Source organism: Streptomyces thermocarboxydovorans (genome assembly GCF_039524635.1).
GTDB classification, from domain to species: domain Bacteria; phylum Actinomycetota; class Actinomycetes; order Streptomycetales; family Streptomycetaceae; genus Streptomyces; species Streptomyces thermocarboxydovorans.
This window is the reverse complement of record NZ_BAAAGU010000112.1, coordinates 1-9,846: the sequence shown is the minus strand read 5'-3', so window position 1 is coordinate 9,846 and position 9,846 is coordinate 1. Positions and strand designations below refer to the sequence as shown.

Annotated in this window: 9 protein-coding genes and 1 pseudogene; 5 read left to right on the top strand and 5 right to left on the bottom strand. The window is 72.2% G+C overall.

Going from position 1 to position 9,846, the window contains the following annotated elements:
* The coding region (locus ABD198_RS29995) for a sugar phosphate nucleotidyltransferase (RefSeq protein WP_344007791.1) at positions 1 to 211 on the bottom strand (211 nt) is incomplete at its 3' end.
* On the bottom strand, positions 208 to 2,055 hold the full coding sequence (locus ABD198_RS29990) for a DUF5941 domain-containing protein (RefSeq protein ID WP_344007789.1): 1,848 nt from the start codon (positions 2,053 to 2,055) through the stop codon (positions 208 to 210). The genes ABD198_RS29995 and ABD198_RS29990, both read right to left, overlap by 4 nt.
* A 459-nt stretch (positions 2,056 to 2,514) precedes the next feature.
* Between ABD198_RS29990 and ABD198_RS29985 the strand changes: the two genes are divergently transcribed.
* Together ABD198_RS29985 and idi are read left to right on the top strand one after the other, a co-directional pair.
* Positions 2,515 to 3,453 (top strand): cation diffusion facilitator family transporter, encoded by a 939-nt coding sequence (locus tag ABD198_RS29985; protein ID WP_344007787.1) that lies wholly within the window; start codon positions 2,515 to 2,517, stop codon positions 3,451 to 3,453.
* Positions 3,454 to 3,687: 234 nt separating this feature from the next.
* Positions 3,688 to 4,281: an isopentenyl-diphosphate Delta-isomerase gene (idi, locus tag ABD198_RS29980; RefSeq protein WP_344007785.1), complete on the top strand. Its 594-nt coding sequence runs from the start codon at positions 3,688 to 3,690 to the stop codon at positions 4,279 to 4,281.
* Between the two features lie 60 nt (positions 4,282 to 4,341).
* On the opposite strand, the gene ABD198_RS29975 is transcribed toward idi, so the two are convergent.
* Together ABD198_RS29975 and ABD198_RS29970 are read right to left on the bottom strand one after the other, a co-directional pair.
* Positions 4,342 to 4,848, bottom strand: coding sequence for an ATP-binding protein (locus ABD198_RS29975; RefSeq protein ID WP_344007793.1), 507 nt, complete (start codon positions 4,846 to 4,848; stop codon positions 4,342 to 4,344).
* A gap of 174 nt (positions 4,849 to 5,022) precedes the next feature.
* Positions 5,023 to 5,769 (bottom strand): HdeD family acid-resistance protein, encoded by a 747-nt coding sequence (locus ABD198_RS29970; protein ID WP_344007783.1) that lies wholly within the window; start codon positions 5,767 to 5,769, stop codon positions 5,023 to 5,025.
* Positions 5,770 to 5,930: 161 nt separating this feature from the next.
* On the opposite strand from ABD198_RS29970, the gene ABD198_RS29965 reads away from it, so the two are divergent.
* From ABD198_RS29965 to ABD198_RS29955, 3 genes are all read left to right on the top strand, one after another.
* On the top strand, positions 5,931 to 6,689 hold the full coding sequence (locus ABD198_RS29965) for an enoyl-CoA hydratase/isomerase family protein (RefSeq protein WP_344007781.1): 759 nt from the start codon (positions 5,931 to 5,933) through the stop codon (positions 6,687 to 6,689).
* Between the two features lie 179 nt (positions 6,690 to 6,868).
* Positions 6,869 to 7,000, top strand: a complete 132-nt coding sequence (locus tag ABD198_RS29960; RefSeq protein WP_344007779.1) for an LPFR motif small protein — start codon at positions 6,869 to 6,871, stop codon at positions 6,998 to 7,000.
* 106 nt (positions 7,001 to 7,106) lie between these two features.
* Complete coding sequence (locus ABD198_RS29955; RefSeq protein ID WP_344007777.1) at positions 7,107 to 9,482, top strand: Tex family protein; 2,376 nt, start codon at positions 7,107 to 7,109, stop codon at positions 9,480 to 9,482.
* 234 nt (positions 9,483 to 9,716) lie between these two features.
* Here ABD198_RS29955 and ABD198_RS29950 read toward each other — a convergent pair.
* A pseudogene (locus ABD198_RS29950) lies at positions 9,717 to 9,846 on the bottom strand (IS481 family transposase); the annotation flags it as partial.

Below are 9,846 nucleotides of genomic sequence, written 5' to 3'. Positions count from 1 at the left end.
CCTTGCGCTCGTAGACGGCCTCCTTGCGGTAGCCGACGATGATCGCGGCCTCGGTCAGACCGACCTCCGCGAAGTTGCCGAGCGTCAGGTCCAGGACCGTCAGCTCGTCCTCGGAGCCTTCGGGCCCGACCGGCACCAGCGCCTTGGGCAGGGTGTCGGTGTAGGGGCGCAGACGCCGTCCGGCGCCGGCCGCGAGCACGAGGCCGATCATGCGGTTTCTCCTTCATCGTGAACGGCGGGCGAGCCACCCCGGTGGGCGGCCACCCAGAAGCGGATGCTCTCGGCGAGCACCAGCACGGCCACGGCCACGGCGAGCACCGTGAGCGCGACCGTGAACTGCGAGGCGGTGAGCAGTGCCGCCAGGACGGCGACGACGAGAGTGCGGCCCTCGTGCCCCCCGATCGCCCGCACCAGCCAGTGCGGGGGCGCACCCGCGTTGCCGCGGATGCGGTAGACCGTGTCGTAGTGATGGTAGGCGACGGCGGCGACCAGCCCGTACGCCGCCGGAAGCGCCCCGTCCGCATCGGCGGTGGCGGCCAGCGCCAGGACGGTGCCGTACTCGGCGGCGCGCAGGAACGGCGGGACGAGCCAGTCGAGGGCGCCCTTGAGGGGGCGGGCGACGGCCAGGCCCGACGTTCCTGCGTAGACCGCGGCGGCCAGGACGGTCCAGGCGAGGCCGATGCCGGTGAGCGCCGCGGCGGCGAGGACGGCCGCGGCGCCGAGCAGGGCGACGGCGGCGGCGGTGAAGCCGGGCAGGCCGCGGGCGGGCCCGCGCAGCTCGGCGGCGGCCGCCTCGGCGAGAGGGCCGGAGGCGGCGAGGTCGGCGAGCGCCTGCGCGGCCCGGTCGGTCCGCTTCGCCCTGCGGGTCAGCGAACGCAGCACCCGGCCCGCCGTGGTGTACGCGGCGGCGAAGGCGCAGCCGATGAGCAGGGCGTAGAAGGTGATGCGCGGGGTGGCGACGGCCGTGAGGACGGCGATCATCGCCCAGCGCTCGCCGATCGGCAGCACGATCATGCGGCGCGCCCACACCGTCCAGCCGACGCTGTCGAGCCTGTCGGAGAGGGCGGCGGTGGGGCTGGTGTTGCCGGTGGCGTCGTGGTTGGCCTCGTTGAAGGAGAAGTCGACCACGTGCCGGCAGGTCTGGAGCACCATCGCGCCGAGCGCGAGGGCCCAGACGTCGTCGCCGCCGCGTGCGGCGCCGAGGGCGAGACCGGCGTAGTAGGCGTACTCCTTGGCCCGGTCGAAGGTGGCGTCCAGCCACGCGCCGAGGGTGGAGTACTGCAGGGAGTAGCGGGCGAGCTGGCCGTCGGTGCAGTCCAGCACGAAGGAGGCGATGAGCAGCACACCGGCGGCGACGAAGCCGCCCCGGGTGCCGGTGGCGGCGCAGCCGGCCGCTATCAGCGCGGTGAGCAGCGAGGCGGTGGTGACCTGGTTGGGGGTCAGTCCGCGGCGGGCGCACCAGCGGGCGATGTACCGGGAGTACGGGCTGATGAAGAAGGTGGTGAAGAAGCCGTCGCGGGACTTCACGGCCGACTTCAGCCGGACCGCCTCCTCGTCGACGGCGTCGACCGCCTGCCGGGCCTCGTTGCGGGCCTGCGGGTCGGCGGGGACGGCGGCGACGAGGCTGCCCAGCTCGGGGCGGTGCACCTCGGTGCCGTCGGCGTCGAGCGCGGCGGTGATGCGGTCGGGCAGGCCGGCCGCGTCCCGGACGCCCGGGCTCGCGGAGGCTCCCTTACCCCCGGTGCCGGCGACCGCGGAGTTCTCCCGGGCCATCGCGCGGGTCAGGGCCTGGCGGCCGGCCGCCTGGGCGGTGACGGCGCCGGGGATCGCGGCGATCGGGAACCGCGGGTCGGTGAGCCCGAGGCGCAGGGCGTGCACATGGCCGACGAACGCGGCGTCGACGACGGCGACGCGCTCTCCCGAGGGCACCTGGGCGAGCAGCGTCTCGGCCTCGGCCGGACCGGAGGCGGTCCGGACGTCGAAGCCGAGGGAGCGCAGATCGCCCTCGAGCGTCGAGCCGGGGACCGGCTGACCGGTGAGGATGGCGGTCGACAACCGAACTCACTCCCTGGGTACCGGCGCCTCCGCGCCGGTCATGTGCATGGTGGGGGGGCGCCCGTGCGGGCCCTCCGGGCGGCGTGTCGGCAGAGGCTATCGGATTCCCGGAAGCCCGCGTTCACCGCCCGTTCCACGGCCGGCTCGACGTGGTTCGCCGGCACGTGTGCCGCGATCATCATCGGGGATGCGGGGCCCGGCCCACAAACCGCGGTGGCGGAAGGGGCGTTGGCGGAGATGACCGGCATTTCTCCCCCGCTCCCGCCGGAGGCCGGGAGCCCGCCGGAGGGCCGCGCACTTCCCCGCCGCCGACCGACCGACCGGCACGCCACGCCGCCCTGACCTGGACATCAAACGCGCAGGTCAGAGCACATGACAACGGTGTTCAGTACCGCGTTGCCCGATACCCCCCGCCCGTAGTTCACTGTGATCCGGAACGTCGATGGAAGGGCGGCTCGCATGGAGGCAGGGCACGACCACGGGCATGCGCACGGCGCGCGCGCCGGTGGCACCGTGAGCGCGGCGTACCGCGGCAGGCTGCGGGCGGCGCTGGCGATCACGCTCGGCGTGATGGTGGTCCAGCTCGTCGGCGGTGTGCTGGCCGACTCGCTGGCCCTGGTGGCGGACGCGGCGCACATGGCGACGGACGCCCTGAGCCTCGGCATGGCGCTGCTGGCGATCCACTTCGCCGCCCGGCCGCCGAGCGAGCGCCGCACCTTCGGCCTGGCCCGCGCCGAGATCCTGGCCGCCCTGGCGAACTGTCTGCTGCTGCTCGGCGTGGGCGGCTATGTGCTCTACGAGGCGGTCGAGCGGTTCGTCACACCGGCGGACACCAAGGGCGGCCTGGCGATGACGTTCGGCGCGATCGGTCTGGTGGCCAATCTGGTGTCGCTCACCCTGCTGATGCGAGGGCAGCGGGAGAGCCTGAACGTGCGCGGCGCCTTCCTGGAGGTGGCGGCGGACGCGCTGGGCTCCGTCGCGGTGATCGTCTCCGCGCTGGTGATCGTCACCACGGGCTGGACGGCCGCCGACCCGATCGCCTCCCTGGTGATCGCGCTGATGATCGTGCCGCGGACCTGGCGGCTGCTGCGGGAGACCCTGGAGGTGCTGCTGGAGGCGGCACCCAAGGGTGTGGACATGGCCGAGGTGCGGGCGCACATCCTGGCCACCGAGGGTGTGGAGGACGTCCACGATCTGCACGCCTGGACCATCACCTCGGGCCTGCCGGTGCTGTCCGCGCACGTCGTCGTCAGCTCCGAGGTGCTGACCTCCATAGGGCACGAGAAGATGCTGCACGAGCTGCAGAGCTGCCTGGGCGACCACTTCGACGTGGAGCACTGCACCTTCCAGCTGGAGCCCGGCGGCCACGCGGAGCACGAGGCGCGGCTCTGCCACTGACGGCACGCGCCGGTGGCCAATCTCGAAGGCGCGCCGAGGGCCGGCACCGATGAGGGCGCCGGTGGCCGACGCGCCGAGGATTCCCGGCCCGCCCGTCCGGGCACGATGATCTTCGGGACCCCGGCCCGAACGTCCGGTGCCGCCCGCGGGGACATGCGGGCGTGCCGGGAAAGTGCCGGGAGTACCGGTTTGTACGGCAGACTTGGGGCGCGAAGACCGATGTGAAGGATGGGTATGCCGATCACACCTGCCACCGCGACGCACACTCCGTCGAACGGCACCACAGAGCCGATCTTGCTGGAACTGGTCGACGAGAGCGGCGCGACGATCGGCACCGCGGAGAAGCTGGCCGCTCATCAGCCACCGGGGCAGCTGCACCGGGCGTTCTCGGTGTTCCTGTTCGACGAGCGCGGCCGGCTGCTGCTGCAGCAGCGGGCGCTGGGCAAGTACCACTCCCCCGGTGTGTGGTCCAACACCTGCTGCGGCCATCCCTACCCCGGCGAGTCGCCCTTCGCGGCGGCTGCGCGGCGCACCTACGAGGAGCTGGGCGTGTCGCCCTCGCTGCTCGCCGAGGCGGGCACGGTCCGCTACAACCACCCGGACCCGGCCTCGGGCCTGGTGGAGCAGGAGTACAACCACCTCTTCGTGGGTCTGGTGCAGTCCCCGGTGCGGCCGGACGCCGACGAGGTCGCCTCGACGGCCTTCGTCACCCCGTCCGAGCTGGCGGAGCGGCACGCGCGGGACACGTTCTCGGCGTGGTTCATGACGGTGCTGGACGCGGCCCGGCCGGCGATCCGGGAGCTGACGGGGGCGTCCGCCGGCTGGTGACGCGCCGGGAGCGCTCGGTCAGGAGCCCTGTGCGGGCGGGCAGGGGACCAGTGCGAACGGTCAGGAGACCTGTGCGGGCTTGAGCGGCAGGGCAGCCCAGATCACCTTGCCGCCGCTCGCGGTGTGCTCGACGTCGCACACCCCGCCCGCCTCGCGGGTGATCTCACGCACCAGGAGCAGCCCGCGTCCGCCGGTCTGGGCGTGATCGGCCTCCAGGGCGGTCGGGCGGTAGGGGTGGCTGTCCTCCACGGACACCCGGATCCACTCGGCCCCGACGGCGACCTCGACGGCGAGCATCGGGGACAGCAGCGCGGCGTGCCGCACGGCGTTGGTGACCAGCTCCGAGACGATCAGCAGCAGTCCCTGCAGCGCGTCGTGGGAGACCGGCACGCCCTGACGCAGCAGCAGGTCCCGCACGGCGTGCCGGGCCTGCGGGACCGACACGTCGGTGGCGGGAGCGGTGAACCGCCAGACCCCCTCGTACGGCAGCGGGTCCGCTTCTCTGGCGTCGACGGAACCTTCCGCGCCCTGTGGGCGTGGGCCGGGCCCGCGCCCCTGGTCGTCCATCGTCCGGTCGCCACCCTCGCGCTCGATTGTCACCACATGTCGAGTGTTGGGAACGATCCGCTGCGCACCCAAGTACTGACCAGAAGTCAGCACAATTCGAGCGCTTCTGACCGCATGCGTATGACACGGTCAGTTGTGGGACTGTTCCTGTCCCCCTTGTTCCGTCTCGGCGAACTATTCGGGTTGTACGGGTTTGGCAGCGCCCGCGCCGTTCCCACCGCCCCGACCGGTCTCACCGGCCCCGTCGGCCCGGCCGTTCCCGCTGTTCCCGCCGCTCTGGCCGTTCCCGCCGTTCTCCGTGAGCCGGTCGGAGACCATGCCGACGATCCTCCGCCCGCCGTAGCCGGTGGCGATCAGACCGAGACCGTCGAAGAGCAGCGCCAGCGAGAAGAATGTTCCGATCACGTACTGACTGCTGCTGGGCCAGGACGCCAGCACCAGCACACCCAGGAGCAGCCCGAAGGCACCCTGCACCAGCGTCCAGCCGAACTGCGGCCCGCGCACCACCAGGCTGCCCACCAGCCGGAACAGCCCGCCGGTGAGGAACAGCAGCGCGGCGAACATGGTCAGCGCCTCGGCCGCGACGTCCGGCTTCCTCAGCACCACCACACCGGCCGCGATGTTCAGGGCCGCGACCACCACGCCCAGCCAGAAGAAGTTGCTGCCCCGCGCCTGCACGGCGTGCAGCAGGCCGACCACCCCGCCGATCAGCAGCAGCCAGCCGAAGAGGAACATCGAGGTCAGGGTCGCGACACCGGTGTAGACGAGACCGACCACACCCGCGATCACCAGGATCACCCCGAGCGCGGCGAGCCAGCTGAAACCCCGGCTCAGTCTCGCCACCTCGTCCTGCTGGGCGATGGTGCGCCCGCCGGCGGGGGGCCTGGTGTCGTCGCCCCGGGGAGCGGTGGGCTCGGCCATGCTGTGCCTCCTCGGTCCGTCCCCCCTTTCCCCTTCTTTCCCCTTCTTTCCCCTTTCTTCCTCTTCCCTGTTCCCCTTCCCTTTCTCCCTTTGCACTGTGCTTTCCCCTCTGCGCGCTCCCGCCGGTCGGCCCACCGAACGGCCCGGATAGCATCCGGCACATGGAGGAGCCCCAGCTGCTGCACCACGTCACCGATTCCGTCGCCACGGTCGTCATCAGCCATCCGGCCAAGCGCAACGCCATGACCGCCGCGATGTGGGCCGCGGTGCCGCCACTGCTCGCCCGGCTCGCGGACGACCCGGATGTACGGGTGCTGGTGCTCACGGGCGCCGGGCAGACCTTCTGCGCCGGGGCCGACATCTCCGCGCTGCGCGAGTCCGCCTCCGAGGCCCAGGGGCTCGCGGTGGCGGCGGAGGAGGCCCTCGCCGCCTTCCCCAAGCCGACCCTGGCGGCGATCCGGGGCCACTGCGTAGGCGGCGGGGCACAGCTGGCGGCCGCCTGCGATCTGCGGTTCGCCGGTCAGGACGCGCTCTTCGGCGTGACACCGGCCAAGCTCGGCATCGTCTACCCGGCCTCCTCCACCCGCCGGCTGGTCTCCCTGGTGGGTCCGGCCACCGCCAAGTACCTGCTGTTCTCCGGCGAGTTGATCGACCCCGGGCGCGCGCTGCGGACCGGTCTGGTGGACGAGGTGCTGCCGGGCGGCGAACTGGACAAGAGGGTCACGGAGTTCACCCGTGTCCTCGCCTCCCGCTCCCAGCTCACCCAGGCCGCGGCCAAGGAGTTCACGGACGGCCGCACCGACCGGGAGGCCCACTGGATGGAGCAGGCGCGCACCGCCGGGGACACCGCCGAGGGTGTCGCCGCGTTCCTGGAGCGGCGCGCACCCCGGTTCACCTGGAACGTGTCCGCGTCCGGCTGAGCCGCGCACCGCTCCCCACTCCGCCCTCACCGCAACGGGCTTCCGGCCGCTTCCACGCGGCGGCTTCGTGCGGCCTTGCCCGAAGGCTCCGGACTTTCGTCCTGCACCGGCGCACATGATGCGGCGCCGACGAGGTACCCGCATCTTCGTCCGACCGCAGCAGACGAAAGGAAAAGCACGTGTTCCGTGCCATCGCAGACATTCTCCGCCAGATCGGCGGCGCCATCGCCACCGTCGTGACCCTCCCCTTCCGGGCGCTGGCCCGGCTGTTCGGCGGGGCCTCGTCCAGCACGCGCAGCCGCCGGGTGTGACGGCGGCCCGAACCGATCCCGGCGCGTCCGTGCCCTGATCCCCGATTGTCGCCGTCACCTGCCACAATTGCCGCGCAACCTCAGTGGAAGAAGGCGGTACGGGATCGTGACGACACCCGGGTCCCCAGCAGCAGGGTCCATCGAAGGCAGGATCGCCGAGGAGCTCGGCGTACGGGAGCGGCAGGTCAAGGCCGCCGTGGAGCTGCTCGACGGCGGCTCGACGGTGCCCTTCATCGCTCGCTACCGCAAGGAAGCGACCGAGATGCTCGACGATGCGCAGCTGCGCACGATCGAGGAGCGGTTGCGCTATCTGCGGGAGCTGGAGGAACGCCGGGCGGCGATCCTCGACTCGGTGCGGGAGCAGGGCAAGCTCACCGAGGAGCTCGAGGCACGGATCCGGAGCGCGGAGACCAAGGCGCGCCTGGAGGACATCTATCTGCCGTTCAAGCCCAAGCGGCGCACCAAGGCCCAGATCGCCCGCGAGGCGGGACTGGAGCCGCTGGCGGAGGGGCTGCTCGCCGACCCCGGCGTGGAGCCCCTCGCCGCTGCCGCCGCGTTCGTCGACGCCGGCAAGGGCGTCGCCGACCCGCAGGCCGCGCTGGACGGCGCGCGCGCCATCCTCACCGAGCGGTTCTCGGAGGACGCCGACCTGATCGGCGAGCTGCGGGAACGGATGTGGGTGCGCGGCCGTCTGGCGTCGAAGGTGCGTGAGGGCAAGGAGGAGGCGGGCGCCAAGTTCGCCGACTACTTCGACTTCGCCGAGCCGTTCACCGAGCTGCCCTCGCACCGCATCCTGGCGATGCTGCGCGGTGAGAAGGAGGAGATCCTCGACCTCACCCTGGAGCCGGAGGAGCCCACGGAGGGCCCGTCCTCGTACGAGGGGATCATCGCGAACCGGTTCGGGATCGCCGACCGCGGCCGTCCGGCCGACAAGTGGCTGCTGGACACGGTCCGCTGGGCCTGGCGCACCCGCATCCTCACCCATCTCGGCCTCGACCTCAGGCTGCGGCTGCGCACCGCCGCCGAGGACGAGGCCGTGCGGGTCTTCGCGGCCAACCTGCGCGACCTGCTGCTCGCCGCCCCGGCCGGCACCCGCGCCACCATCGGCCTGGACCCCGGCTACCGCACGGGTGTGAAGGTCGCCGTGGTCGACGCGACCGGCAAGGTCGTCGCCACGGACGTCATCCATCCGCACGTTCCCGCCAACCGCTGGGACGAGGCGATCGCCAAGCTCGCCCGGCTGGCCGAGGAGCACGCGGTCGAGCTGATCGCCATCGGCAACGGCACGGCCTCCCGGGAGACCGACAAGCTCGCCGCTGAGCTGATCGCCAGGCATCCCGAGCTGAAGCTGACCAAGGTGATGGTGTCCGAGGCGGGCGCCTCGGTGTACTCCGCCTCCGCGTTCGCCTCGCAGGAACTGCCGGACCTGGACGTGTCCCTGCGCGGCGCGGTGTCCATCGCGCGCCGGCTGCAGGACCCGCTGGCCGAGCTGGTGAAGATCGACCCGAAGTCCATCGGTGTCGGCCAGTACCAGCACGACCTGTCCGAGGTGAAGCTGTCGCGCTCCCTGGACGCGGTGGTGGAGGACTGTGTGAACGGCGTGGGCGTGGACGTCAACACGGCGTCGGCGCCGCTGCTCGCCCGGGTCTCCGGCATCACCTCCGGCCTCGCGGAGAACATCGTGGCGCACCGCGACGCCAACGGTCCGTTCACCTCGCGCTCCCAGTTGAAGAAGGTGCCGCGGCTCGGTCCGAAGGCGTTCGAGCAGTGCGCGGGCTTCCTGCGCATCCGCGGCGGGGACGACCCGCTGGACGCGTCCAGCGTGCACCCCGAGGCGTATCCGGTGGTGCGCCGCATGGTGAAGACCACCGGGCAGGAGGTCGCCTCGCTGATCGGCAACACGGCGGTGCTGCGCTCGCTGAAGCCGCAGGACTTCGTGGACGAGACGTTCGGTCTGCCGACCGTCACCGACATTCTGAAGGAGCTGGAGAAGCCGGGCCGGGACCCGCGTCCCGCGTTCAAGACGGCTGCCTTCAAGGAGGGTGTGGAGAAGATCTCCGACCTGGAGCCGGGGATGGTGCTGGAGGGTGTGGTGACGAATGTCGCCGCGTTCGGTGCCTTTGTGGATGTCGGTGTGCACCAGGACGGTCTGGTGCATGTCTCCGCGATGTCGAAGTCGTTCGTGAAGGATCCGCGGGACGTGGTCAAGCCGGGCGACATCGTCAAGGTGAAGGTCATGGACGTGGACATTCCGCGCAAGCGGATCTCGCTGACGTTGCGGCTGGACGATGAGGTGTCCTCGCGGGGCGGGAGCAGGAGCGGGGGCGGGCAGGCCGGTGGCGGTGGGGAGCGGCGCCAGCGGGGTGGGCGTCCGCCGCAGCAGCGGCAGGGGCGGGACGGTCGTGGGCCGGGGGCTCGGCAGGGGGTGCCGGCGAACAGTGCCATGGCCGATGCTCTGCGCCGGGCCGGGTTGTTGAAGTAGGGGAATCCCCGGCACTGAGGCGAGGTTGGCTGGCCGGGCCTGGGAGTCTGCTGCGGTGGCGGTGGGTTTCCAGGCCCGGCTTGTTTGTGCTGGCCAGGGGTGGGTTTCGCCGGCCTGCGCTGAGCAGGCGCCGCTGCGCCCACCCTCCCCCACTCTCGACTTCGCTCGAGCGGGGGGACTCCCATCGCCCCAGCGGCACGACTGCCCGCAGCTACGGGGCGCACCAGCAGGTGAACCCGCCGCCCGGCCGAGGACCTTGTGGCCGCCGCCGTCGGGGATGCGGCCGAGTTTCTTGACGTCGATGTGGACCAGTTCGCCGGGGCGGGCGCGTTCGTAGCGGCGCACGGGTTCTGCGGTGGCCCGG

Bases quoted from the DNA above. Each gene is read 5' to 3' on its own strand.
- ABD198_RS29985 (WP_344007787.1), top strand. From the start codon at position 2,515: ATGGAGGCAGGGCACGACCACGGGCATGCGCACGGCGCGCGCGCCGGT.
- idi (WP_344007785.1), top strand. From the start codon at position 3,688: ATGCCGATCACACCTGCCACCGCGACGCACACTCCGTCGAACGGCACC.
- ABD198_RS29975 (WP_344007793.1), bottom strand. From the start codon at position 4,848: ATGGACGACCAGGGGCGCGGGCCCGGCCCACGCCCACAGGGCGCGGAA.
- ABD198_RS29970 (WP_344007783.1), bottom strand. From the start codon at position 5,769: ATGGCCGAGCCCACCGCTCCCCGGGGCGACGACACCAGGCCCCCCGCC.
- ABD198_RS29965 (WP_344007781.1), top strand. From the start codon at position 5,931: ATGGAGGAGCCCCAGCTGCTGCACCACGTCACCGATTCCGTCGCCACG.